The following is a 26592-nucleotide window of genomic DNA, read 5'->3' as shown; positions in this document are numbered from 1 at the left end:
CTACAGGCTGTGTCTATTCAGCTGATTGTCTTTTCCTACGATCTGCCCTAAGACTAGGCATGACACAACGCACAGTCATCTCTGGCAAAACGATCATATGACCATCCTTCTGGCCGACATAGACGCCCACCTTCGAGGAAGACTCCGGAAACGTCTGGAGAAAGTCTCGGGTGTGACTGTGGTGGGAGAATCGTCGAACTCGACAGAAACCACCGCGATGATTCTCAATCGAAACCCGGATGTGGCCATCGTGAGTTCCCTCTTAGAGGGCAGCAGCGGCCTCGATGTCCTTCGGCACGTTCGGCAATTGATGATTCCTCCCACGATCATTGTCGTGACGAACAACCCCTCGCTCGATAATAAAAATGCCTACTCCGTCGCTGGCGCTGATTTTATTTGCGAAAAGGTTTCTGACGATCGCACGGTGATCGATACCATTCGTCGACTCTGTGTCACACAACACCAGGTCGACGTCTTAGCCTCCCTCATTGCCACCCCCAATAATTGAGCATCGTTGCGGGCATGATCGTCCCGTCTCCAGAACGAGTCACCCCCATGTCATACAAATTGACAGGCTGCCCCCTCGCCGATTAGGATAACGCGCCGTGAGTCATTCCAACCATACAGAACCCACACCCGTGAAACACACCCCCTCGGTCGCAAGCCGGATCGAGCACGTGTTCGAAACCGTTGTGTTCGCCAGCCGATGGATTCAAGCTCCGCTCTACGGCGGCTTGATCGTCGCAGAACTGCTGTACGCATACAAGTTTCTTGTCGAGCTGTGGGAGATGGTCCGGCATATCAATCAGCAGGAAGAGACGATCTTCATGCTGGGCATCCTGGGACTGATCGACGTCACGATGGTGGCAAATTTATTGACCATGGTGATCATCGGCGGCTACGCCACCTTCGTGAGTAAATTAGACTTAGAGGGCCATCCCGACCGGCCGGATTGGCTGACCCACATCGACCCAGGCACCATCAAGATTAAACTCGCCGCCTCGCTGATCGGCATCTCCAGCATCCATTTGTTGAAATCGTTCGTCAACATTGCGAATGAAGACACCGAACATATCAAGTGGAAGATTTTGATTCACCTGACATTCATCGGCTCTGCGATTCTCCTCGCCTGGACTGACAAGATCATGCAAAAAGATCGCAAGCACTGACACATGGGCTAGGTATCGCATCGGATACGAACGTATCCGATGCGATACCTAGCCTGCTTATGCCACTCACAGAACCGTTTGAAAAATCAGTCGAATCAAGCCCCCTACTCCATTACAGCCTTCCTATGATCGGCATGGCTGTTGCGTACCCATCGGGGCAGCAGCGCACATGACATCATCCAGGACTTACCCCTTCACCATCAAGAGGTTGCGATGACACGACGACCCTACTCCCTCTTCATTCTCCTGATCGCTCTACTCTCACAGGCTGCCTGCAGTTCTTCCGTCCTGCAGCTCCGTGACCAACTGGATCTCCATCGCGGAACGTTCCGCCAAAAGTTAGCCGACAAGAAAGAACTCACGGCAAAGTTCCTCGCATGTACTAGACAGGCTCACGATGAACAGCCGGGGGATCGACGAGATACGGGAACTTCGCCACAGGATCTCGTGCAGCTGACCCCGGAGGGACAAACCACGAGCGTCCGTCCGCTCGCGGCCGTCATCGAGAAGATTCGCCTGCGGCACCAGGACAAGGGGGCCTCCCTCACCATCCTCGCCCAGGTCTTCGATGACGTGACCAACGATGCGAACGCGCGCATCGACCTGGACAAACTCAAGCAGGTCATTGACGTCGCCAGACAATGGCACGGACATCTCGGAGTGGATGAGGATCAACTGGAACAAGACGCCTCTCGTTTCGCCAGGATGCTCCTGAATTACAATAAAGCCTATTTTGGCGATCTCAGTTTTGCCACCAAGCCCGACTCATCCGGAGGTGCGTCCCACGGCGTCGTACGCGTCACCTCGAAGGGGTTCGTCGATCGAAGCGGGAATACCCTGCTCTTCCCAGGAATCTCAGCGGAAATTGAAGTGAGTCCGACCAATTCGGTTCGTGTATCCGCCACCACGGTCGATTCACAGCGTGTCAGTGCCGACCTGACACGTATTTTCCTGGAAGCCTTCTTCGATACCGCGTTTCGAGTGCCGGCCGTGCATGGCGCGACCGCCTTGCAAGTGGGGCCAATCCCCCAGCAGTCGCCCTACCCGGAATTCGATGCCCATCATCCCGCAATCCCACTGGAGGCCTTGGCCCGAGTGACTCGTGACGCCCTGCGAGCCGAAGCGGCCGTTACATCACTGGTAGGGAAAGCCGTCCGCGGTGGCACGGTATTCAGTACCCAGAACGAAACCGTTGCCGCCACACTCGAAACCGCTGCTGGGGTGATGGCCAAGAAGCTTGTTGAACACGAGGGGTTCTGCTATTTCCAAGTCACACAGGGCTCGTAACAGGCACGGACGGCATATTGTTCGTCCGTCGGTGAGCCGCGATTGAACCAGTACCAGTAGGGAGACACGACGATGAAGTCCATGTCGGTTGCACTCAGCATCAGCCTGCTCCTGACCGGCTGCTTTGCGAAGATCCATCAACTCCCGGCCCATCCTGATACGGCCACACCGGTCTTTGCACCCCTGCCAGACCAAGACATGCTCGTCGGCATTGCCGTATCCGGTGGCGGCAGTCGCGCTGCCACCTTTGCCGCCGGAGCCCTCGAAGCACTGGCAAATGTTCGCATTCTAGAAAACGGACAGTCTCGAAGCGTGCTGGACAAAGTCACCCATATGTCCAGCGTGTCCGGTGGCAGCCTGGCCACGGCCTACTATGCCGTCAAAAAACCAGCCAAGTCAGAAGCCATCTTGGCAGGGGACGGACTCTCTCCAACCTACCGGCAGTTTTTCGCGTCCTTCAAAGAGGACATGCAGCTGAACTTTCAGCTCCGGGCGCTCGGTCGGCAGATGGTCAATTTTCGTGTCGCCAATCCCACGAAGCTGGCCTACTCCTTCGCCGATGTCTGGGACGCGAACTTCTTCAACGAGATCACTTTTGCGGGCCTCTATGAGCGAGAGCAGCGCGGGAATGCGCCGCGGATCATCTTGAACGGCACTATCTATAACAGCGGGCGACGGCTGGTCCTGACCACGCTTCCACCGGCAGACTTTGCCTATGACTTCACGAAAGAACTGCGGGCCAAACTCGTCTCCAAGGGTCAGCAATTCACCCCGGAAGGCAAAGCCAGCTTCGACAAGAGTGTGGAACGGGCAAAACATCAATTCCTCCCGCAGACATTTGAGGGTCTCGCCGGAGACCATCGTGGACTGCCTGTTTCGCTCGCGGTCGCCACGTCCGCGTCCTTTCCTCCCGTAGTCGGACCTGTGACCTATCAAACCGCCGGAACGGATATGTACACCCACGTCGGGGACGGCGGCCTGTTCGACAACCTCGGCACCGAGTCGTTGACCACGCTTTTCCTGAATAAACTGACCTCGACCGGACATGCCGCCAAAAGAGGTTTGATCATCGTCGTCGACGCCTCCTACCCGTTCGACGAAGGAGATGCCGATCTCAATACGAGTGAGAAGGGGTTTGAAGTCTTTGCCCACGATCCCGCCCGCATCGTCGGAATCATGGAAGAGCGGGCTAATGCCTATCAGGCCATGCTCTGGCACAGCCTGCGCACCGAAGGCGCGCTCCTTCCGGACTACGATCATTTGAAGCTGATCATTCTTCGCTATACGGATTCTGAGTGGACCGCGGGCGATCCCATTCCTGCCGGCTGCCCCAGCACCCTGACGCCTGAGGCCATCACCCACACAATTCGCCAAGTGCCGACGTTATTCAAAATCGAAGATGCCTGCCACGGCGCACTCTTGATTGCTGCGGCTCAAAAGGTCGTCAAGAAACAGCAACAGCGGATCATCAATTTTATTGAGGCGCGATGAACGACGTAACTCAACCGGAAACCCACGAACCACGGCTACTCCTCAGTCAAGTGTTGGAGGAGGAGTACGTTCGGCTCCATGGCCCACTTCCCGCCGACTATCCCCTGACGGGATCGGATCAGGTTCGACAGGCGGCAATCTACGCACTCATCCATCGCGTGCCAGGAGGGCGTGTGGCGCTCTGTCTCTCCGGTGGAGGGATTCGAAGTGCCACGTTCGGCCTCGGCATCATTCAAGGGTTAGCCAAGCTCAAACTGCTCGAGAAACTCGACTGCCTTTCCACCGTATCCGGTGGCGGATATATCGGCAGCTGGCTGTCCGCATGGATTCGCAATCACCCGCAGGGACTCGCGGGGGTCGCAGAGGCCTTGCGACAGAAGCCCCAGCCCCAGCAAGATATTGAACCAAGTCCCATCACGCACCTTCGCATGTACAGTAACTACCTCAGTCCTCGGCTCGGGTTGCTGTCGGCGGACTCCTGGACTCTCATAGGAACCTACCTGAGAAATCTCATCCTCAACTGGCTCGTGCTGATTCCCTTTCTTCTGGCGCTGCTGGCCATCCCCTTGTTTTATCGGGCGCTGGTTAGAACACGTCCGTCCGTCGAATTGATGGCGAGCTGCGTCGCAGTGGGAAGCCTGTGCCTGCTCATGAATCTGATTTACTTGCATCTCTGCCGTCCCAGTCTCCGGAAGTTGCGGCCACTCAAGACCTGGGAATGGTTTGAGCAACAGCGCTCGTTCTTGTTCTTCAGCCTACTCCCTCTGCTCGCAGGCGTGATCCTATTAACAATGGCCTGGGCCTGGTTCCAAGCCGCAGGCCACAGCCTCGACAGTCTCTCGCTCTTTGGACTCTCCAGCCTCGTAACCCTGGCCCTTGGGGCCGCAGCGATGCATAGCACCGCATGGCTGATCGCGGCGATCGTGCTGCGTCGCCCATGGGGCGACGGATGGCGATACCTGGAACTGCTCACCATCATGTTCAGCGGACTGTTAGGCGGATGGCTGCTCTGGCTCACCCTCAAAAAAACGTCGCCGTTCTACGGACATGCCGGCTATGACGATTGGTTCACATTCTGTGCCGTGCCGGCCTTTCTGACGCTGTTCATCCTCGCCGCCACGTTGTTTGTTGGAATTGCAAGCCGATCAACCGGGGATGCCGACCGTGAATGGTGGGGACGCACCGGGGCATGGGTTCTCATCGGATCGGTGTCCTGGGCAGGAGCCTCCAGCATCGTGATATTTGGACCCTGGATGCTCTCACACATACCAGGCTGGATCACCTCGGCGGGCGGGCTCACGGGACTCTTCACGCTGCTGTTCGGGTTCAGCGCGAAAACAGCCGCGCAGCAGGCCGGTGAACAACCGGGAAAGCTGACACAGCTCGGACAACAACTGTATCTCCTCGTGCTGGCGCCAGCAACGATCGTGCTAATCCTTATGGCACTCGCCTATGGAAACACCGCGGTCCTCGGCAAGGCTTCATGGTTCGAGGTCGGAGAATTCATTCTCGGGATGGCTCTGTTCAGCGTGCTCATGTCGTTCTTTATCAACATCAATAAATTCTCCCTCCATGCGATGTATCGCAACCGTCTCATCCGTGCCTACCTCGGTGCGTCGCGCGGCGAGCAACGGTCGCCCAATCCGTTTACGGGATTCGATCCCAACGATAACTTTCCGATGGCGGACCTGGCCTCGCAGCAGGGTCCGATTCAGAGGCCGTTGCACGTCGTCAATATTGCCCTCAATCTGGTGCATGGGACGAACCTCGCCTGGCAGCAGCGGAAGGCGCAATCGTTTACCGTGACTCCACTCCACTGCGGCAGCGCGGCGAACAGCCTGGGCTATCGCCGATCTGCCGAGTACGGGAAAAACCCCGCGGTGAATCAATCCATTTCAATTGGAACGGCCTTGGCGATTTCCGGCGCGGCGGCAAGCCCCAACATGGGCTACCATTCTTCGCCGCCGGTGACGATGCTCCTCACCCTCTTCAACGTACGGCTCGGGTGGTGGCTCGGCAATCCCGGAGAAGCCGGCCAGGCAACATACGGCAGGTCCTGCCCTGAATTTTCCGTAGGCCCGCTGTTGGCTGAAGCCTTCGGCTTCACCGACGACCAGAAGCGCTATGTCTACTTGTCTGACGGTGGGCACTTTGAAAACCTCGGTCTCTACGAGATGATCCTCCGCCGTTGCCACATCATTGTGGTCAGCGATGCAGGCTGCGATCGACAATCTGGGTTTTCAGACCTGGGAAATGCGATCCGAAAGATTCGGATCGATCTTGGCGTGGAGATCGAATTAGATGTGGACCGTCTGCGCCAAAAGAATGGGATGCATCAGAGCGAGTGGCACCATGCCATCGGCACCATTCGGTACGATCTCGTTGACCCCGGAGCCCCCAAAGGCCTCCTGATATACCTGAAGCCCTCTCTCACGGGCGGCGAACCGCCAGACGTGCAGGACTATGCCGGCCGCAACCCCGACTTCCCGCATGAGTCCACGGCGGATCAGTTTTTCGATGAATCGCAGTTCGAATCCTACAGGAAGCTCGGGGCGCATATTGTCCACGAGGTGTTTGACGAGACGCTGTCGAATCCCGCCCGCAAAGAGGGTCGTCTCTTCGAAGATCTCCGCGCGCACTGGGCCTTGCGAGCCGCACAGGAGAACCAGCCGCGGCCAACCCCGTCAGTCCCAAGCTGAGAGGAACGTCCCCGTCCCATCCTGCCAATGCGGGGCCCAGGCAAGCGCGACAAGTTTGACCGCGATGTTCGCTTTAGTGGGTTTGAGGGAGAGGGTTTCGAGTTTCTCGTTGAGGGGATCGGTTGCGGCGGCAAGCGCGTCGGTCTCGGCCTTGAACTGCGCCTCAAGATCCGCAAGCTGCTGCTCTAACACCGCCCTATTTTCTTGAGCCTGCCCCACATCCTGCGATTCCTTGATCGCACGCCCGGCTCCGCGGATGGCTGTCGTCGCCTTACCGATTGTGGTCGCGCTGATCGTCTTGCGCCCCATAAATGCGCCAAGAATCGTCGCACCGACCGAAATCGCTGCCTGGATCTGGCTTGATCGAGACTCAGTTTGTTGTCGTTCGACCAATTGCTCGGCTCGGCGAATACGGTCTTGGAGTGCCGTCATCTTCGGCGCATATTTCTTCCGGAGACTATCCGATTGTGTGTCTCGTTGCTCCCGCCCAGTCTGTTGGAGCCGGACGCGAAAATCCCTTTCCGACTCGCCTGGCCTGGAGACCTCTTTTGTGCTGGGGCTTCTTAGGAGATCGACCTTCTGATTGCGAAAGAGCCAGCCGGAGAAATCCTTATTCCAGACCTCATAGCTCTTAGCCTTTCCGGCAGCGACAGGAGGAGCCCCGAACTCTGCCCCCTCCACTGGGACCTGCTCTAAATCTGACAGGGCCAGCGCTGCCTCTGTCGCATGGTCCCAATCCACCGGTACGGCCCCCTCTGTAATCGGAGCCAGTACGGTGACATCCTCCGTGACATCGATTCCCGCTTTACTGTCGGAAAACCTCACTTGCGCCCCTCCCAGCAACATCGGCTGATAGACCAATCGACTGCCACTCGGCTGAGCGCCACGAATAGGGATGAACTGTTGCGGGACATCGGGGGGAAGCAGAGGACGAGCGCCGCTAGGCGAGAGGCCAGAGGCACGAGGCGAGGGGAAAGACGACGCGATCTGACCGCTTTGATCTTTTTCACTGCCCCTAGCCTCTAGCCCCTTGCCCTTCGCCTTATCCATAAGCAACTTGATTTGATTCCGAGTAAGGGGGCCGCGCAGATAGGATAACGTCCACCTGGTCTGAAAGACCTCCGGCGCATCTTCGTGGACATTGTTCAGAAGAAAGACCCGGCTCCCCAGTCCGGCAAGAAGCTGTTCCATTTTTTGCGTATCGAATTTCTTGCCGGAGCTGGCGGCAGCGCCTTCGAGCCCCTCAAGAACCCGCGCCTTGTCACGCTCCGTTTGAAGCCGTCCGATAAACCAGGTGCCGGTGTTGGCCAGCCCCTTGTAATCCAAATCGACGGGATTCTGCGTGGCCAACACGACTCCAAGGCCATAGGCCCGTGCCTGCTTGAGCAGCGTCAACAGCGGTGCTTTCGACGGAGGATTCGCCACCGGAGGGAAGTAGCCGAAGATTTCATCCATATAGAGAATGGCACGCAGGCTGGTTGTTCCCGATTGCCCCCTGATCCAGCCAAGGGTCTGGCTCAACAGCAGGGTCACGAAGAACATCCGCTCCGCATCTCTCAAGTGCGCAATGGAAAAGATGGCGATCCGCGGTTTGCCTTCCGGGCCATACAACATCTTCCCGACATCCAACGCGTCCCCTTCGAGCCAGGCGCTGAAGCCCGGCGCCGCGAGCAGATTGTTGAGCTGCGTGGCCAACGCAAAGCGATCTTTCGACGGATAGAACGAATCGAGGTCGAGCACACCGACTTTAGATACGGGTGGCGTTTGGATCTGTTGGATAAGCGCGGCGAGGTCGAGGTCCTGCCCCTTCCGCCAGGCTTGGTCCAGAATCGTCGAGAGCAGGATGTGCTCGCGGCTCTTGATCGGATCGGCTTCTACGCCGATCAAACCAAGCAAGCTGGTCGTCGTGGTGCCCACCCGCTCGCGCAGCAACTCGACATCGTCCAGGATGTCCTGAGACGGCGCGGCAAACGACTTCAGAATAGACACCGGTATTCCCGCATTGCTGCCCGGCGTGTAGACGACGAAATCCGCCGCATCCTTGAGTTTCTGAATGCGCTCGCCGGTTTGGCCCCACTCACCCAAACCTTTCTTCCACAACTCCGCCTGCTGCGTCGCAAAATCGCCAGGAGAGAGACCGTTCTTGCGCGCATCATCCTCGTTGATCCAGGGTGCGAAGTCTTCGCCGCGGAGCTGCGGAAAGGTCAGCATCAGATTCGCCAAGTCCCCCTTGGGATCGATCACGATAGCCGGGATTCCGTCGATCGCCGCTTCTTCGAGAAGCCCAAGACAGAGCCCCGTCTTACCGCTGCCGGTCATCCCGACGCAGACGGCATGGGTGACCAGATCTTTCGAGTCGTAGAGCAACCAGCCTGGCTTCGGTTTCTTCTTGGCCAGATCGTATGGACGTCCGAGGTAGAACACCCCGAGTTTTTCAAAATCTTCCACGGCGCCACACTCCTTTCAGTCGCTTCGACGAGCCTGCCGGCTAAATATCTGCGCATATCCGCGGCGCCATTCTAGTAAGGAGGCCTGCGGACTGCAAGATAACGTACCAACCAGCGACGAAGCCAACATGCTATATTGCCGCGCATTCGACTCTATGCAGGATATGACATGATCTCTTCATTGACGCGACTCACCGCCTCTCTTGCACTGTTCCTATTGGTCCTACCAGGAGCCTCGCCAGCATGGGCTGAGGCCACTGCGCAAAGCATGCATTGGGGCGCCCTCGCATTTCCCGATCACGACCGCACCGTGACGCTCGGGTTCTACAACGACAGTTTCACGGAATTTAATGGGTCGGGCCAGCGCTATAACGACATGCGGCAAACGGCTAGCTTTAACTTTGGGGCGCTGAGCTGGACGGAACATCTGGAACAGTTCAAAGGCTGGAATGCCAACCTTACGGTTGGGGCAGGCCCGACACAAGACAAGATTCGCCGCGCGATCCAGAACGACGTCGCGCATAGGATCACCGGTCAAACCCGTGTCCCGGTCGGCGCGACGCGCGATGCGATCGACTTCATGACCAGCGGCACGTTGACGAAATGGACGGGACTCTTGGGGAGCGACGATGTTTTTTTCTACGGAATAGGGGGAGCGGCGGGGTCCCTGTACTATGAACCCTATGTTCAAATGGGCTTGAGGCGATTGTCTCTACCGGGAGTCGGCCCCTTGCTGTCCGACTACGTCCGCATCTCCGCGCTGGCTCGTTATGGCCGTCCCTTCAGCGGAGCCGCGTTCCATCACGTCGCCAACCATTCCTATCTCGGACAGGTGTCCGTCGGAATCGGCAATTACCGGCGCAAAGATTGCGACGTGCCTTGGGAAATCGAGATCGGGCTGACCGCGGATTCAGGCCTGTTCGCGGACCATCGCGGGAACTCCATCAATGAACGGTTCGTGACGATCGCACTCCGCTACTCAGCCGTAACGGTGGAGAGCTGGAACGACGCCATCAACCAGAAGGACTACGGGCCAACCTTCGGTGCTCGCGTGACCCTGGACCTCCTCTACCTCTACAACCGACTCGCCGATCTCTAGTGGGATATTTTCCTCTTGCTCTAGCCGCATGGGCACTCGGGCTTCAGCAGTACCTGCCGTGGGGCCCCTCAAAAAAATGTTGCCTCCCCAATCCACTTCAGTGCAGGATGCGCGGATGATGTATGGTCTTACACGAATCGTAGCGACTCTTGCGTTCTCTGTCCTGGCCTTACTCGGATGGACTCAGCCAAGTTGGGCGGAAGCAACGGCGCAAAGCACCCACTGGGGAGCCCTCGCATTTCCCGATCACGACCGCACCGTCGCACTCGGTTTCACCACCGATCGCTTCACAGAGTTTGACGGAGCCGGCAAGCGCTATAACGACATGCGCCAAACGGATGGTTTTAATTTTTGGTCGCTCAGCTGGACGGAACGCTTGGAACGGTTCAAAGGCTGGAATGCCAACCTCACGGTCGGAGCCGGCCCCACACAAGACAGGTTTAGCCGGTATCTTCAGAACGACGTCGTGCACAAGTTCCGCGGTCTGACCCCTGTGCCCGTCGGCGCCACACGCGATGCGATCGACTTCATGACCAGTGGCACATTGACGAAATGGACAGGGCTCTTGGGGAGCGACGATGTGTTTTTCTACGGGGTAGGCGGAGCGGCAGGGTCCCTCTACTATGAGCCCTATGCCCAAATGGGCTTTAGACGGCTATCTCTATTGGAGTTTGTGCCGGTTGTGTCCGACTACATACGTTTCTCCGCGTTGGCCCGCGCCGGCCGTCCATTCAGCGGAGCCGCATTTCACCAGGTCTCCAACCATTCCTACCTCGGGCAGGCGTCCGTCGGGATCGGCAACTACCGTCGAACAGACTGCGACACCCCGTGGGAAATCGAGCTCGGCCTAACCGTGGATTCCGGCCTGTTTGTGGACCATCGAGGAGACTCGCTGGAAGAACGGTTCGTGACAGTGGCGCTACGATACTCAGCCGTGACCTTTGAAACCTGGAACGACCTCATCAACCAGAAGGACTATGGCCCCTCCTTCGGTGCTCGCCTGACGGTGGATGTGCTGTACCTCTACGATCGGCTCACCGACTTCTAACGGGATGCTGAAAAAGACCGCCAGCTTCGTTCATATTGTCTCAGACGTGCAGCCCGACGGAACTCCGGAATACAGGCAGGCCTTTCCGCAACCTGCTAACGGCCCTCACCATTCTTTGAAAATCACGAACACGCCGCCGGCCATGAGGGCAAACCCTGCCAGATAGTTCCACTTCAGCGGCTCCTTCAAGTACCACACGGAAAAGGCGCAAAACACCACCAACGTGATCACTTCCTGTATCGTCTTCAGCTGCGCTGCTGAAAATTCATAATGCCCAATCCGGTTTGCCGGCACCTGAAAGCAATACTCAACGAAAGCAATTCCCCAGCTCACCAGAATCGCAATCCACAAGGGCGAGTCTTTATATTTAAGATGCCCGTACCACGCGAAGGTCATGAAGATGTTGGAGATGGTGAGCAGCAGAATGGTGTGCATGAACTCCTTTCGGGAAAGAGCAAATGGCTGATGGCATATGGCACATAGATCAGAATCAGGAAGTGCCTATCCTGACCATCTAGCCTGCTCAGTTCGTGCCGAGTTCTAGAATCGCTCCGTCAGCCACGTTAAAGAAATGACCCCGAGTGATCCCCCTTCGCTCTCCGTCGTAGTTCCTCGCAAGACAGACCGAATACGTAAACACGTTAAGTAGCGAAACCTGCGCGACAATTGAAACTCCATCTGCAGCCCAGTTGATCGTCACAAGGTGTCCCACTCTTCTCCTCACTTCTTCGTCTGCAAGAATCGGCTGCTGACCTACCTTAACAAGCGGATAGGGTGCTAGTTGGCCATGTCTCACGAACCTCCGAGTTTGATCGAATGATGAGTGTCTAATAAAATCACCACCGACCCAGTAAGCGAGGTAGTTAAAAGCAATCTTTGCCGTGGCGCGGTGAATTATTTGGTCGATTGTGCCCTGCACTTCGCAGAGCAATGATGTGGATTCATTCGTCGATACCACGTCACAGTCATACCGAAACGAAATGTTTTTCTCAGCGAGCTTCCCTGACAGCTCCTCTACATCAAGACCGACAGCCCTAATACTTTTAGGGTGCTGCAAGTCAAGATCAAGTTCTGCAAGCTGTTTTTTATCTGGAAGCTCATCGAGAGGGAAATACTTGTACCCCCCTGACTCTCTCTGACGAAAACCTACCTGTGGGACAGGTTGGAGCGTAACCTTCCCATCGGCCTCCGAATAATCGCGGAAGGCGTATGCCCCTTTGAAATCACCTTCAGCAATCATGATCCTGATTCGACTCTGATGCCCTAGAGATTTAAAGTCCTCTGCTTTCTTGACCCCAATATCTGCTCGGGATTGCCCTTCCAATGTGTCACGGGCGAGGGCTAGCTCAATATTGTCACCAAAGAATTGGTTACATGCATCACAGACTAGTTGCCTCAGCGTGAAGTTATTCCTGAATTTCCCAAATGATTGAGGAATTACATGCTCGGCCTTTGTATAAGCCGACACCGGCTGCTTCTCTCTGCAATAGATACATTCAATAACAGTCGACACTACGCCACCGCATTTCATCAAGCCTAATTATCGACAGTTGCTCACACGACTCAATTGACTTATGGACTCCACCCTAAACCCCTGCTTCCTTGAGTACTTGCCCCGTATACGACCGTTTCGACTTGGCGATTTCCTTTGGAGGGCCTTCCGCCACGATCTCGCCGCCACGGTCGCCACCCTCGGGGCCGAGATCGATGATCCAATCGGCATTCTTGATCACATCGAGGTTGTGTTCAATCACCAGGACGGTATTCCCCGCCTCGACCAAACGATCCAACACATCCAGCAATCGTTGCACGTCGGCGAAATGCAGCCCGGTCGTCGGCTCATCCAGAATGTACATGGTGCGTCCGGTCGGACGTTTCGACAGTTCACGTGAAAGCTTGACCCGTTGCGCTTCCCCCCCGGACAGCGTCGTGGCAGACTGGCCAAGCTTCACATAATGCAACCCGACATCGTGCAAGGTATCGAGCTTCCGCTTGATAAAGGGAATATGTTCGAAGAACTGCACGGCATCGTCCACCGTCATATTCAACACGTCGGCGATGCTCTTCCCCTTGTGGTGAATCTCCATCGTCTCGCGGTTGTACCGCTGCCCCTTGCAGACCTCGCAGGTCACGTAGACATCCGGCAGGAAATGCATCTCGATCTTGATTAACCCGTCACCCTGACAGGCCTCGCAGCGGCCGCCCTTCACGTTGAAGCTATAACGGCCTGGTTTGTACCCCCGCACACGAGACTCTGGTAGGTTGGAGTAGAGATCCCGGATGAAGTCGAACAGACCTGTATAGGTCGCAGGATTCGAGCGCGGAGTCCGGCCGATCGGGGACTGGTCGATGTCGATGACTTTATCCAACGCCTCGACACCCAGCAGCTCCTTACAGCCATCGATCTTCGGTTTCTTGTGATAGAGCAACTGAGAAAGTGAATGAAACAATACCTCTAAGACCAACGTGCTCTTTCCGGACCCCGACACACCGGTCACACAGGTGAGCAGACCGAGCGGAATCTTGGCGGTCATCCCCTTGAGATTGTGTTTCTTCGCCCCGACGATGGACAACATCCCTTTGGCCTTACGTTCGCGGCGTGGGAGACTGACCATCTGCGTGCCACGGAGATACTGACCCGTCAAGGAGGCGGGATTCTTCATGACTTCTTTCGGCGTGCCTTGGGCAATGACATGGCCCCCCTGCGTGCCGGCGCCAGGCCCCATATCCAGCAGATGGTCCGCCGCCATCATCGTTTCGGCATCGTGTTCGACCACGACCACCGTGTTGCCCAGATCGCGCAGGCGCAGCAGCGTCTGGAGCAAGCGCCGATTATCCCGCTGATGGAGACCGATCGAGGGCTCGTCGAGGATATAGAGGACGCCGACAAGGCCGGACCCGATTTGGGTGGCCAGCCTGATCCGTTGACCTTCTCCGCCTGACAAGGTGGCGGCCGCCCGATCTAGCGTCAGATAATCCAGGCCGACGTTGACCAGAAACCCGAGCCTCTCTCGAATCTCTTTCAAGATACGCTGGGCAATCACCAGTTCCCGCTCGGTGAATTTCAACGACCCGAAGAAGTCGGCAGCTGCTCGAACGGAAAGATGCGTCACCTCGGCAATCGACTGTGTGGCTAACTTGATAGACAGGCTTTCAGGCCGGAGCCTCGCGCCCTTACAGGTCTCGCAAGGTTCCAGCAAAGTAAAATCTTCATCGTCGGAAGAGCCGGGAGTCATGGCATAGCCGATACCGTCGCAGGCAGGACAAGCTCCATGAGGACTGTTGAACGAAAAGACGCGCGGGGTAATTTCCGGATAACTGACTCCGCAGCTGATACAGGCGAGCTTCTCGCTATAGAGTGAGACCTTCCCGTTCTCCGTCAGGACCCCGACCAGCCCACCTGCGAGCTTCAACGCGGTCTCTACCGAATCGGCCAGCCGTCTCGTCAAGGCCTCGCCTGGTTTCATCACCAGCCGATCGATCACGATTTCGATTTGGTGTTTCTTTTGCTTATCGAGGGTGATGTCCTCATCCAAATCGATGAGCTGGCCATCGATCCTGGCCCGGACATAGCCAGCCCGGCGCATATCGAGGAGCTCTTTCCGATACTCGCCCTTCCTCCCCCGGACGATGGGAGCCAAGAGCTGAAACTTGCTTCCCTCCGGCAACAGACCGATCGCGTCGACCATTTGCTGCACCGTCTGCGCGGTGATCTCCTCCCCACACTGAAAGCAGGAGGGCCGCCCGACCCTGGCATAGAGAAGACGGAGATAGTCGTAAATTTCCGTCACGGTGCCGACCGTGGACCGGGGATTGTGGCTGGTGCTTTTCTGTTCGATGGAAATGGCGGGCGAGAGGCCCTCGATGGAATCGACGTCCGGCTTGCCCATCTGCTCAAGGAACTGACGGGCATAGGCCGAGAGCGACTCGACATACCGCCGTTGCCCCTCGGCATAGATCGTGTCGAAGGCTAGCGACGACTTGCCAGACCCGCTCAGCCCCGTGATCACGACGAGCTGGTCGCGCGGGAGCGTGACATCGATATTTTTGAGGTTGTGCTCGCGGGCGCCTTTGATGATGATTGAGTTATGCATAAGGGACGGGATTATACCATGCGAACCGGCGCGCCTTGACAAACTTGGAAGGCCGGTGCTACCAACCTCTCATGCTGCAGGCTCAAACACCACCAGTCCAGAAGGGGACCGACGCCCCGGCGCCTCCGCTCGCCGTCTCGACCTGGTCGGGTCAGGCCCGCGAGCAGGCCGTCCAGCGGATGTTCACCGCCATTGCCGGCGTCTATGATCTCAACAACACCGTCCTGAGTTTTGGACTCCACCACCGGTGGAAGAAAATTACCGCCTCCTATGTCCCTGTTGTCACCACGGGAGGCAGAGCACTCGACGTGGGAGCCGGCACGGCCGATCTCGCGCTGTTAGTCGAACCGCGCATGGGAACCAACGGCCGGGTCATTGCCTCCGACCTGAACCATGCCATGCTCGTCGAGGGGCTAAAGAAAGTCACCAGCCGAGGCCTGGGACAGAGAATTACCTGTCTCGAAGCCAACGCCGAGCATCTGGGATTTCCCGACGGGACCTTCCATGCCGTCACCACAGGATTTTGCATGAGGAACGTTGGCAATCTTCAGCAGGCGGTCACAGACATTCATCGTATTTTGCAGCCAGGCGGGCGATTTGTGTGCTTGGAGTTTTCCCGGCCAATCTTCGGGTGGCTCCGGGCCCTGTACGATTGGTACTCGTTCCGGCTGCTTCCCTGGATTGGGACAAAAGTGGCGCGCGACACGACCGGCGTCTATGAATATCTTCCTGCTTCCATCAGGAACTTCCCGGACCAGGAACGGTTGAAACAGATACTCCTCGATGCAGGCTTTCGCCAGGTAACCTATCGCAATCTAAGCGGTGGAATCGTGGCGATCCATGTGGCGACAAAATAGCAAAGAGCTTATGGCGTATGGCATATAGCACAAGATAACGGTCTCAATTTTTTCTCGGCTACACGCCATACGCTATTAGCCATCAGCTCCGACTATGGAATCCATTCTTTATATTTTTCTCCCTTGCAAGAAGGTCTACCCCATCGGGGTCACCTATCTGGCTGATTTTATTCATCGGCGCAAGCCGGAGGTGCGGCAACGCATCCTCGATCTGTCCCTCTTTCCCGACGCCCAGCGGATCAGCGCGGTTCGGGATGCCGCCACCGAGTTCAAGCCGGACCTCGTCTGTTTCTCCTGGCGCGACATTCAGATCTTTTCGCCGCATGAGGGAGACTCCTCGCTGGAACATGCGTTTAACTTTTACTTTGCGAGCAACCCGCTCAAGCGGATTACCGCTTCATTTGCGGGGCTGCAACAGCTCTACCGCTACTACAGCCATATCCGGGCCGCCCTCTCCTATCCCTGGTTGATCGCGAAAGAATTCCCGAAGGCGCAGATCATGATCGGCGGGGGAGCCTTTACGGCTTTTGCCGATCAACTGATTCAGAAACTCCCGGAAGGCACCATCGGGATTCTTGGCGAAGGTGAAGATGCCATCCTCAAGGTGGTCGAAGGCCAGTCGCTGGAGCAGGAGCGCTACATCCTCCGCGAGGGAAAGACTGTTCGAAAGGGCCAGCAGGGCGCGCCGGCTCTCCTGGATGCACTGACCGTCGACTTGCCCTACCTGACCTCGATCTTCCCGCAATATAAGGAGTATCTGGGTGAGTCCATCGGGGTCCAGTCGAAGCGGGGCTGTCCCTACGACTGTGCCTTCTGCCTCTACCCTTATATTGAGGGGAAACGAGTACGCTATCGGCCCCCCTCCATGGTCGTCCAGGATATCTCTCAGCATTACCATCAATGGGGTGCCAGGCGGTTCTGGTTCACGGATGCGCAGTTTATTACCGGGAAAGAAGCCTATCCCCAATGCACCGAGATTCTGGAGCGGATTCTCGCTGAGAAGCTGGAGATCGAATGGTCTGGCTATATCCGGACCTCGCTGATCACCCCGGAGTTGGCCAAACTCATGGTCCGGTCCGGTGTCGGCGATCTCGAAGTCGCCATTACATCGGGGTCCCAAGAAGTGCTGAACGACCTCCACATGGGATTCAAGCTTGAGAAGCTCTACGACGGCTGCCGTTATCTGGCGGAAGCAGGGTTCAAGGGGAAGGTCATCCTCAACTATTCGCTGAATAGTCCAAAAGAAACCGAGGAGTCGCTGCTCCAAAGCGTCGAATCCTATAAGAAAGTCGCCTCGATCCTGGGTGAAGAGCGCGTGTTCCCCCTCATGTTCTTTTTAGGCATTCAGCCGAATACCGATCTCGAAGAACGTTTGCTAGAAGAAGGCTACCTCTCGGCCGGCTATAACCCTCTGATGCTGACCCCGACGAGTATCAGAAAGCTCCTCTATAACCCGGCGCCGCTGAACTCGTTCATCGCCAAGGCCTGCCTCCGTGCCTGGGAGAGAAAAGATGGCAGCAGGGATCCGAGGAAATGGACGGGCTCTCTGTCCCAAGCTCCCAAAGAGTCAGGCCCCTATGCCGACAAGAGCCTGATCAGGGGGATCGAAGGGAACTCCGGACGCGACGCCCTCCTGTCCTTGGAAGAAATCCTCCGCTCCCGGCAATCGCTTCGCGCCGCAAAGGATTCGAGCGAAAAATCCGTTGTGACGCCTGGGGCCTAGATCCGCTCAGGCCCCCCGCCGATACCTTGCATTCCATTTTGGGCCGATGTTATCATGCGCGTTCCTTGAGGCTGGGGACCTACGTCAACCGTTTGGTTTTTTTGACAATTACTCTCGTTCGCCCTGGCCTGGAGGGCATCCGGAGGAGACATCATCAATGTATAAGACGATCTATGTGCCGGTCGATAATTCCGACCACTCCAACACCGCCGTCGACATCGGCGTGCACTTCGCCAAAGCATTCGGCTCCAAGATCGTGGGCAGCCACGTCTATGCGGCCAAGATGCACGACAAGCGCTTCAAGCAGATGGAAGCAGGCTTGCCCGAAGAGTACCACGATGAAAAAGAGCTCGATCGTCAGCGCCAGATCCACGACTCGCTGATTACCCGTGGACTCCAGATCATTACCGACTCCTACCTCGACTATGTCGACAAGAAATGCGCGGAAAACAACCTGCCGATCGAGCGCCGCTCGCTCGAAGGCCGGAACTGGAAAGTCTTGGCCGAAGACATCAATACCAATGCCTACGAGCTAGTGATCATGGGCGCCCTGGGTGTCGGCGCGGTGAAGGACAGCGTCATCGGCAGTAACACCGAGCGCGTACTTCGTCGTGTGCGGAACTCTGACATGCTGATCGTCAAGCAGACACAGCCCATGACCGCAGGCAGAATCGTCGTCGCCGTAGACGGCAGCCCCTATTCCTTCGGCGGGCTCATGACCGGCCTGGCGTTGGGCAAGGCCTTCAACATGCCGGTCGAAGCCATCTCGGCCTTCGATCCCTATTTCCACTATGCCGCCTTCCATAGCATCTCGGGCGTCCTCAACGAGGAAGCCGGCAAGGTGTTCCGATTCAAGGAACAGGAAAAACTCCACGAGGAAATCATCGACAGCGGCCTTGCGAAGATCTACCAGTCGCACCTCGACATCTGCCGCGAAATCGCCCAAGCCGAGAAGACCGACGTCAAAACGACCCTGCTAGACGGCAAGGCCTTCGAAAAGATCATTCAATATGTGCGGAAAGATATCCCGGCCCTGCTCATCGTCGGACGGATCGGCGTGCATAGCGACGAGGATATGGACATCGGCAGCAACACCGAAAATCTCTTGCGGGCCGCACCTTGCAATATCCTGGTGTCGAACCGGAAATATGTGCCCCCGATCGACACCCTGGCTGAATACACCATCGCCTGGACGGAAGAAGCCCTCCGCCGGATGGAAAAGATCCCGATCTTCGCCAGAGGCGTCGCCAAGACGGCCATTCATCGGTATGCCATCGAAAAGGGCCACACCATCATCAGCAACACCGTCGTCGATACGGCCATCGGACACATCCTGCCCAAGGGCGCGATGGACGCCATGCGCGCACTGGGTGGCAGCCTGGACTCCGCGGGCATCGACCGCGACAAGATGCAGGCTGACGAGTCCGTGGCGAAGGATCTGATGGGTTCGACGCTCAGCGGCATGATGACCGAGATCGTGAAAGAAAAGCCGAAAGTCAGTGAAGCGACTCAAGGCTACCTGGACCGGATGAACCAGGATTACTTCGTCTGCGACGGCTGCGGCTACATCGGCAAGGGCGAAACGCCCGTGAAGTGCCCCGTCTGCGCCGCCGGTGGCGATCGCTTCAAGCTGGTCGATAAGACCATCTTCGAAGCAGCCGCGAACGCCGAAGGAGCTGTTGAAACCGACCTGGCCTACGATGACGTCCCCATGCAATGGACCAAGGATGCCAAAGAAGGCATCCGTGCAGTCCCTGCTGGCTTCCAACGCCGGCGCGCCAAGGCCAAAATTGAAAAGACCGCTCGCAAGCTCGGCATGACCACGATTACGCTGGAATATGCTGCTCCCATGATTCAGGAAGCGGCCTCGGAAGACTACACCCCCATCTTCGCGAATAAGGGAACCGGTGCCTCGACCGAAGCGCAGGCAACCGTAGCCGTTGCCGCGAACGGCACCAACGGCGCGGCTGCCTCCCACGAGAATGGTCATGCAAACGGGAACAGCCAGGCAGCGGAACCAGTTGCCCCCGCCTCTCCCTATACCTGGTCGCCAGATGCGCAAGCCAGGCTGGAACGGGCACCGGAAGGGTTCATGCGTGAATGTACCCGCGCCCTTATCGAAAAACATGCCGATAAGATCGGCGTCACGGCCATTACGGCCGAAGTGGCCAATGAAGGTATCGAGCAAGCCAAGGACTACATGGCGGACGCCATGAAGACCGGCAACCTGAAGGACATGATTGCGAACCTGACCGGTGCATCGAAGTCCGGGGCCAGCCACTGATGGGACGGTCGCTGCCGGTCCTGAATTTCCAGACGCTGGGCGGCACGCTCGGCTCTATTCAGCAACAGGTGACGAAGTTCATGACTCCATCGTCTACGGCCCCGGCGCCGCACGATGGCCGCACCGTCGACGATTTCAAGCCCTATCTGCTCGCGCTGAACCTCACGAAACGCTGCAATCTCAAGTGCGACCATTGTTATCTCGACGCGACGACGAAGTCCGCCGGCGGGGACGACGAACTCTCGACCGAAGAATGCTACAAGCTCATCGATCAGATTGCCGAGGTCAACAAGGGTTGCCTCCTGGTGATCACGGGCGGCGAACCGCTCGTCCGCCCCGACATCCTCGACATTGCACGCCACGCGGTAAAGCTCGGGTTCATGGTCGTGTTCGGGACCAACGGCATGTTGATCAACGACCAAATGGCGAAGGACCTGGTCGAGATCGGCGTGATGGGCATGGGCATCAGCATCGACTCGCTCGATCCCCAGAAGCATAACCAATTTCGTGGCGTCCCCGGCGCATGGGAATCCGCGCTCGCCGGCATCGAGGCCTGCAAACGGAACGGCTTGGCCTTCCAAGTCCATTTCAGCGCCCAGCCCATGAATTACCAGGAACTGCCCGCGGTCATCGATTGGGCCCACCAGCTCGGCGCCAAGGTGCTGAACGTCTTCTTCATGGTCTGCACCGGCCGCGGCGAAGAACTCACCGACATCACCCCGGCCCAGTACGAAGAAGTGCTCGGCTACCTCGTCAACTGTCAGGACAATTACAAGGGCATGCTCGTCCGGGCTCGCTGTGCGCCGCACTTCAAACGACTGGCGTACGAGAAAGATCCGAACTCCCCGATCACCAAAGCGACCGGCTATATGGGCGGTGGCTGCCTTGCCGGCACCAACTATGCGCGAGTCACTCCCAACGGCGAATTGACCCCTTGCCCCTACATGCCTCTGTCAGCCGGGAACATCCGCGAGACCAGCTTCGCCGATCTGTGGGAAAAGTCCGACGTCTTCAACTCCTTCCGCTACCCGCAACTCAAAGGCAAATGCGGCGATTGCGAATACACCGACATCTGCGGCGGCTGTCGGGCGCGCCCCTACGTCGATCACGGAGACTGGCTGGACGAAGATGAATGGTGTCTCTACACGCCGAAGGGCGGCGAGAAGATCAAAGTCGCGTTCAATACGCCGGAAGAAAGCGACATCGCCTGGGATATGGACTCGGAGTCACGGCTCAACAAGATTCCCTATTTCTTGCGGGCCATGGTGAAAAAGGGCGTCGAAAAACATGCGCGTGAGAATAACATCCCCCTGATTACCATTGAGTTGATGGAAGAGCTCCGCAAGAAGCGCTTCGGCAACGACGCGCCGATGTTCAGACCATAGCGTGAGACGCACATCGTGAAACGTGAGAAGTTCGCGCCATCGGATTCCTGTCTCTCCCCCTACGTTTCACCCTTCACCTTTCACGTTTCACGAGTCTGAACATGGACGCACTTCAAAGCATCGTCACCGACCTCAACACCCTGATCCCGATCGTCAATCATTGGTTTCACCTCTTGTCTGCGGTTATCTGGATCGGCGGACTCGCGTTCCTCGTCATGGCCGTCACCCCTGGACTGAAACAGGCGGTCGCCAAGGAACAGATCAAGCCGATCACCGACGCGTTCTATCAGCATTACAAGAAAGTCGCCGGTATCCTGCTCGTCGTCCTGCTGTTTACCGGTGGCATCAACTTTCACTACGTCAATCAGGTCATCACCTCGCAAACCGGCAGCGGAATCCAACACCATGCCAAATACCTGACCGTCTTCTTCATCAAACTGTTTCTTGTCCTCTGTCTCCTAACACTCTTCCTCTATACCGTGATCTTCAAATCCGATGACGCAGATGCAGACGAAGAAGTCACCTACGAAGCGATTCCCTTTCAGCGAGCCGCACTCTGGATCGGCTTCTTCATCATTCTCTGTGCCGCTGCGATGAAACATCTCCACCAGTAGACCGCGTTCCATTTCAAACGCTCCATCATCTTCATCTTTCGCATTATCACTACGTCTGTATCCTGCAGGATAAAGTGCGTACTGAATCAGATACGCCTCTACACTAGCGGCATACCTTTCTCGCTCACTCTCCAAACATCATCTACTCAATGACTTACACCATTTCTCTCTGAGCCTCTCTGTGAAGAGATCTCTGGTACGAGGGTTGCTGTAGTCTGGTATCACTCGACGTGAAAAATGAATGGCGCGAGGCCGATGACCATGGACTGGAACAATGTTGGCGAAGCGAATTGCCGGTGGGTCCCCACCCAAGAGGCGCAGGCCTCTCACGCAGGTAGGACTACCTCTGGATTGTGCCCATCCGGAGCCCTCCCACTGCCACGCGCTTCCGCCATCAGGGCCGCGTCCTGCCCCTCAAGAGCGGCGCGGCCCTCCAGCTAGGTCGGGACTGTTGAGCACTTTGGAGTCTCAGCCCTGAACAGATCACATCAACAACCTTGTCCTGAATATAGATCGATGGGAGAGATGATGCCCCGAATGCCACACAACGCACCCGAGATACAACTTCACCAAGCCGCGAGTCCTTCGTCCGGTTCAAAAAAGTCAGATCACCAACAGCCTCGAACGGTCCGACTTACCGTCAGCCTCCCTGGCGATCTCGTCGATCGGCTCCGCGATGCGGTCTATTGGAGCCCGAATCTGAAACTCGCGTGGCTGATCGCTCAGTCCCTACGAGCCTCTCTCGCCGACCTGGAAACATCGCGTCAGGGTCCATTCCCGAAACGGATGATGGCGCTACGCGCCGGGCGTCCCCGATTAATCGGTCAGTCGATGAACGTGCACCCTCGTGCCACAATCCCAGGCAGTGGAACCGCTCATCCGGCTGAGGCACGAGCACAAACCGGGATTACGGCACAATCGTCCATGAAATGATGCCCCCAGGATCGGATATTTTATTTGTTGAACCAGACACCGTCTTCCATGGCGCTTGAACGTTCGTCGCAAACCATCCCGACACTACGACCTCGGGAGGGACGGCAGATGAATTCGCAGACGACCCTGCAGGCTGTCCTGATCGTCGATGACGACCCGGACATTCTGACCGCATTACAAGACCTGCTCGAACATGATGGGTTTTTGGTAACAGCGGTCTCGACCTGCCGCGATGCACTGACGCAGGTAAGAACGGCCAATTTCGCCGCGGCCTTACTTGATATTGGATTACCAGATGGAGATGGATTAGCCGTCCTTGAAACTATCCAAGCCCTCGCACCCTCACTCCCCGTGATTGTGCTCACGGCCTTTACCTCACAGGACTACCGCGCGAAGTCTTTGTCCAGAGGCGCATTCTCCTACCTCACCAAACCCTACAACCGCGATGAGATACGTGCCATCGTACGCCGAGCCATTGATCTAAGCCGCCCACCAACGCGCTTCAATAACTAGCAGGGCTCTAACAAGCAACGAGACAATTGAGGGGAACCTATACAGGCAGAACCTGTACGATCAGAATGCACTCGGTCAACGCGAGCAGACACAATCTCCCCAGCAACCCATGAGAATATATCCGGTTGACTGGGATCACTTACTCCAGTAGATCTTGGGCTGCTGCTCTTACAGGCATCTTAGGGAGTTCGATTGTTCTGGAGGGTCAAATGAACGGGATCAGCGGCCACAGATCCAGACCTCACATGGTGAGATCATGGTCCACGGTGTTTGGGATTCTGGCTTTTGTTTTCTTGTGCGGTTGTGTCAGGACAGCCCCGAGTCTTCCACAAGAAACAGAAGCGAACACGAATCGATTGGGTGTGCTTGAGGTGAGAGCAGTTGATGCCCCTCCCGCTGTGCGCTACCAGAGACCCCCAACGGGATTCGTCGATGGCCTGCTACGCGGTTCCAAGCACGGCGCAGTGCTCGGGGTCCACGTGGGCATAGAGCTAGCCAAGGCTTTTGTCCAACGGGGGGCAGAAATGTCAGAAGAGTGCAACCGCACCAATCGTCGGGGTGGATGCGCTGGTGCAATCCCTCTGATGGGCCCAGTTATGGGCTTACTTACACTCACTGCCATTCCGCCCATAGTCACCACCGCGGCAGGAATCCAAGGAGGATTCACGGCACATAATATCGAGCAGGTGGAAGAATGGGAAAAGACTCTACATGAGGCCCAAGAACAATTAAAAATTCAGGCGACCTTGAGAGATTACGTTCGTCGCACTCTTCCCTCCTGCTGTCCGGTGCATCGTCAACCATCACTAGACGAAGATCCCTCATTAGCTGATGGTTTTGAGACTATAGATCTCCAAAGTCCTGATACCATCCTGGAAACCGAAGTCTTGGAGTTAGGGTTAGCGGAAGTCACGTCAGAAGAATTGCCGGAACCAGGTGAGAATAACCGTGCAATTAATCCAATCATGGCAAAAGCCACCGTCCCGCTAGACGCGATATTCCAGAAATCGAATTCAAGCCTCTACGTACTCGTTCAAACAAAGCTATTGAGGGCGCATGACAATGGTCTTCTCGATCAGCGGAAATTCGGCTATCTGAGCACTCCCCGTCCCTATATGGACTGGACTAAAGATAGCGCCTCTCATTTCCGCGCTGAATTGCAAACAGCCTATCAAAGCCTTGCGGGCCAGATTGTAACCAAGCTCGTGATGTCAGCCTCGCGGGCGGACGGAGAAAGGGTGGCTCAGTAGCTCCGCTCAGGGCTATCGAGAGGGGTCGCTCAACCCGTTTGCTTGTTTTTCTAGAAAAAATCTGTGGCCTCAAACACCGGAATGCCAGATCTGGCGTGACAGAATACTTATCTAGGGAAAGGTGCGTTCTTGGCGCACTAGGAGGTCGGCCTGGTGATAAGGGGTTGCCAGCACCTGCTACGTGCGAGGCCGTTTGGAAGAAGCAAAGGCCTGCTTGAAGACCGTGCGGAGGCCGAAGTAGGCAAAGGAATCTTTGAGGTTGGAATAAAGCCGCTTGATCGTTCCCATGTCCGGGTCAGTGACGTATTCCATCGTGAGGGCAATCCGTTCCTCCCCCTCGCCGAGTGGCGTCACCGCATGCCAGAGCTTATCCCCGTTGAAAATCACGAGATCGCCCGGTTGCGTAATCAACTCCAGATGCTTGGGTGATTTGACCGGATCATCTTTAAAGAGCTCACAGACCAGTTTGCATTGCGTCGATCGATCGACGAGTCCCATCAAAATGGTATAGCGGGCCCCTTTGTAATAGGAGGTGTCATAGTGAAACCCGATGTGGTCCCCCGGCTCGGTATAGTAATACAGCGCACAGGAATGGGGATCGTTCTCAGGGCACAGACTGAGCTTGGCCTTGACCAGGCGGCTCAACAGCCCGATGAAGGCCTCGGATCGATAGAGATCGAGAAAGCGCGGAGCCTTCTTCATCACCGTATAGTAACTCACGCTCCCGCCCTTTTTGTGGCCTGGGATATAGTTGCGATTCAGCTCGCCCTTCACACCTTGAGCCTGGGGGACGAGATGTTCTTCCACCACCGACCGGGAGAGAAATTGCGGAATAAACAGGAACTCGTTCTGGTCCCAATACTCACGGGAGAGCCGATCGAAATCCAGCCGCGTGACCGCATCATTGACCGCTTCAATTAACGAACTGCTCACCGTCTGGCTCATACATGTACCTATTGTTCAACAGTCCACTGCGCGTGCTCGAACCGGTACCAGCCACATTCACTGCGGGGCGCTGAATACCGGAGCCTTTACCACTTCCACATCGGCCGGCAACTTCAAGTCGAAGACGGCATCGCCCAGACCGATGTTGGATTGGAGCGACGAAAACTCAAACCGTGCGACATTGCCGCTCATTTCATGAAGCGTCACCGTCCGAATAAAATAGGTCTTGGGAAATACTTCGAGCACAATCCGCTGTAACGATCGCCCCGCCTCACCCTCCTGGGATTTCGGCAGGAGGGTCAACAGTCTGATTCCACCCACACCTCGTCCCTTCCCCGGCGTCGGCTCAATCTCGTATGACTCATCGAGCTTCGCGGCTCCAAGCAAGAGCTCCAAGGGTGCCTTGGACGCAGCCATCTGCGTCAACTTTCCCACCAGGACTTGCCGATGCTCAGGCACATAGACTTTGACATCGTCCGAATTGACATAAATATCTTCGACCGACGGATCGAGATAACTCCAGCGTAACCGGCCAGGTTTTTTGATATAGACCTTCCCCGTGGACGTGATGGCCCTGTCGAACCCCTCGATCGTCGTCTTCTGCGTAAAGTCCGCCTGGAGGTCTTTCGTTTTCTCATACCGCGCCTGAAGCTGCTTAACCACCTCTCGCACTTCCTTCAATGCCTTTTCGCTATCCTCATCCGCGGCAGCAAATGTCAGCGGTGAGAATAGGCTCCCAACACAAACAAGCACA

21 protein-coding genes are annotated in these 26592 nt (G+C 56.6%); 15 read left to right on the top strand and 6 right to left on the bottom strand.

The genetic code is table 11. The features are described 5' to 3' along the window. The first annotated feature begins 97 nt into the window (after nucleotides 1-97). The 5 genes from Q7U76_16795 to Q7U76_16775 all read left to right on the top strand — a co-directional run bounded on the left by Q7U76_16795 (nucleotide 98) and on the right by Q7U76_16775 (nucleotide 6646). Nucleotides 98-508, top strand: a complete 411-nt coding sequence (locus Q7U76_16795; protein ID MDO8358036.1) for a response regulator — start codon at nucleotides 98-100, stop codon at nucleotides 506-508. Nucleotides 509-638: 130 nt separating this feature from the next. Continuing rightward, a complete protein-coding gene (locus tag Q7U76_16790; protein MDO8358035.1) occupies nucleotides 639-1169 on the top strand; it encodes a TIGR00645 family protein in 531 nt (176 codons plus the stop codon). 213 nt (nucleotides 1170-1382) lie between these two features. Next, the gene (locus tag Q7U76_16785) at nucleotides 1383-2456 is read left to right on the top strand and encodes a hypothetical protein (GenBank protein ID MDO8358034.1); all 1074 of its coding nucleotides are present in this window, start codon (nucleotides 1383-1385) and stop codon (nucleotides 2454-2456) included. Nucleotides 2457-2528: 72 nt separating this feature from the next. Next, on the top strand, nucleotides 2529-3947 hold the full coding sequence (locus Q7U76_16780) for a patatin-like phospholipase family protein (GenBank protein ID MDO8358033.1): 1419 nt from the start codon (nucleotides 2529-2531) through the stop codon (nucleotides 3945-3947). After that, nucleotides 3944-6646: a patatin-like phospholipase family protein gene (locus tag Q7U76_16775; GenBank protein MDO8358032.1), complete on the top strand. Its 2703-nt coding sequence runs from the start codon at nucleotides 3944-3946 to the stop codon at nucleotides 6644-6646. The genes Q7U76_16780 and Q7U76_16775 overlap by 4 nt, the downstream gene beginning before the upstream one ends. Here Q7U76_16775 and Q7U76_16770 read toward each other — a convergent pair. Further along, on the bottom strand, nucleotides 6632-9094 hold the full coding sequence (locus Q7U76_16770; GenBank protein MDO8358031.1) for an ATP-binding protein: 2463 nt from the start codon (nucleotides 9092-9094) through the stop codon (nucleotides 6632-6634). The two genes, Q7U76_16775 and Q7U76_16770, sit on opposite strands and share 15 nt — an antisense overlap. A 168-nt stretch (nucleotides 9095-9262) precedes the next feature. On the opposite strand from Q7U76_16770, the gene Q7U76_16765 reads away from it, so the two are divergent. Continuing rightward, a complete protein-coding gene (locus Q7U76_16765) occupies nucleotides 9263-10192 on the top strand; it encodes a hypothetical protein (GenBank protein MDO8358030.1) in 930 nt (309 codons plus the stop codon). A 115-nt stretch (nucleotides 10193-10307) separates the two neighbouring features. Beyond that, on the top strand, nucleotides 10308-11240 hold the full coding sequence (locus tag Q7U76_16760; GenBank protein MDO8358029.1) for a hypothetical protein: 933 nt from the start codon (nucleotides 10308-10310) through the stop codon (nucleotides 11238-11240). A gap of 105 nt (nucleotides 11241-11345) precedes the next feature. On the opposite strand, the gene Q7U76_16755 is transcribed toward Q7U76_16760, so the two are convergent. The 3 genes from Q7U76_16755 to uvrA form a co-directional block, all read right to left on the bottom strand. Then, nucleotides 11346-11675: a DMT family protein gene (locus Q7U76_16755; protein MDO8358028.1), complete on the bottom strand. Its 330-nt coding sequence runs from the start codon at nucleotides 11673-11675 to the stop codon at nucleotides 11346-11348. 88 nt (nucleotides 11676-11763) lie between these two features. Beyond that, on the bottom strand, nucleotides 11764-12753 hold the full coding sequence (locus Q7U76_16750) for an HNH endonuclease (protein ID MDO8358027.1): 990 nt from the start codon (nucleotides 12751-12753) through the stop codon (nucleotides 11764-11766). 73 nt (nucleotides 12754-12826) lie between these two features. Continuing rightward, nucleotides 12827-15334, bottom strand: a complete 2508-nt coding sequence (gene uvrA / locus Q7U76_16745) for an excinuclease ABC subunit UvrA (protein ID MDO8358026.1) — start codon at nucleotides 15332-15334, stop codon at nucleotides 12827-12829. 71 nt (nucleotides 15335-15405) lie between these two features. On the opposite strand from uvrA, the gene Q7U76_16740 reads away from it, so the two are divergent. The 8 genes from Q7U76_16740 to Q7U76_16705 all read left to right on the top strand — a co-directional run bounded on the left by Q7U76_16740 (nucleotide 15406) and on the right by Q7U76_16705 (nucleotide 24893). Then, nucleotides 15406-16191, top strand: a complete 786-nt coding sequence (locus Q7U76_16740) for a class I SAM-dependent methyltransferase (protein ID MDO8358025.1) — start codon at nucleotides 15406-15408, stop codon at nucleotides 16189-16191. Between the two features lie 94 nt (nucleotides 16192-16285). Beyond that, complete coding sequence (locus Q7U76_16735; protein ID MDO8358024.1) at nucleotides 16286-17914, top strand: radical SAM protein; 1629 nt, start codon at nucleotides 16286-16288, stop codon at nucleotides 17912-17914. A gap of 157 nt (nucleotides 17915-18071) precedes the next feature. After that, nucleotides 18072-20198 (top strand): universal stress protein, encoded by a 2127-nt coding sequence (locus tag Q7U76_16730; protein MDO8358023.1) that lies wholly within the window; start codon nucleotides 18072-18074, stop codon nucleotides 20196-20198. Next, complete coding sequence (locus tag Q7U76_16725; protein ID MDO8358022.1) at nucleotides 20198-21583, top strand: radical SAM protein; 1386 nt, start codon at nucleotides 20198-20200, stop codon at nucleotides 21581-21583. Before Q7U76_16730 ends, Q7U76_16725 begins: the two co-directional genes overlap by 1 nt. Nucleotides 21584-21684: 101 nt before the next feature. After that, nucleotides 21685-22197 (top strand): hypothetical protein, encoded by a 513-nt coding sequence (locus Q7U76_16720; GenBank protein MDO8358021.1) that lies wholly within the window; start codon nucleotides 21685-21687, stop codon nucleotides 22195-22197. Nucleotides 22198-22734: 537 nt separating this feature from the next. Beyond that, on the top strand, nucleotides 22735-23130 hold the full coding sequence (locus Q7U76_16715; protein ID MDO8358020.1) for a hypothetical protein: 396 nt from the start codon (nucleotides 22735-22737) through the stop codon (nucleotides 23128-23130). Between the two features lie 108 nt (nucleotides 23131-23238). Beyond that, the gene (locus Q7U76_16710) at nucleotides 23239-23643 is read left to right on the top strand and encodes a response regulator (protein ID MDO8358019.1); all 405 of its coding nucleotides are present in this window, start codon (nucleotides 23239-23241) and stop codon (nucleotides 23641-23643) included. A gap of 596 nt (nucleotides 23644-24239) precedes the next feature. After that, nucleotides 24240-24893 (top strand): hypothetical protein, encoded by a 654-nt coding sequence (locus tag Q7U76_16705; protein ID MDO8358018.1) that lies wholly within the window; start codon nucleotides 24240-24242, stop codon nucleotides 24891-24893. A 177-nt stretch (nucleotides 24894-25070) separates the two neighbouring features. Here Q7U76_16705 and Q7U76_16700 read toward each other — a convergent pair whose 3' ends face one another. Further along, entirely contained in the window at nucleotides 25071-25838 is a 768-nt protein-coding gene (locus Q7U76_16700) for a 2OG-Fe(II) oxygenase (protein ID MDO8358017.1), read from the bottom strand. Nucleotides 25839-25895: 57 nt separating this feature from the next. Beyond that, nucleotides 25896-26501: an outer membrane lipoprotein carrier protein LolA gene (locus Q7U76_16695; GenBank protein MDO8358016.1), complete on the bottom strand. Its 606-nt coding sequence runs from the start codon at nucleotides 26499-26501 to the stop codon at nucleotides 25896-25898. Nucleotides 26502-26592 lie beyond the last annotated feature (91 nt).

This window comes from Nitrospirota bacterium, from assembly GCA_030645475.1.
GTDB lineage: Bacteria > Nitrospirota > Nitrospiria > Nitrospirales > Nitrospiraceae > Palsa-1315.
This window is presented reverse-complemented; position numbering and strand designations above follow the sequence as displayed.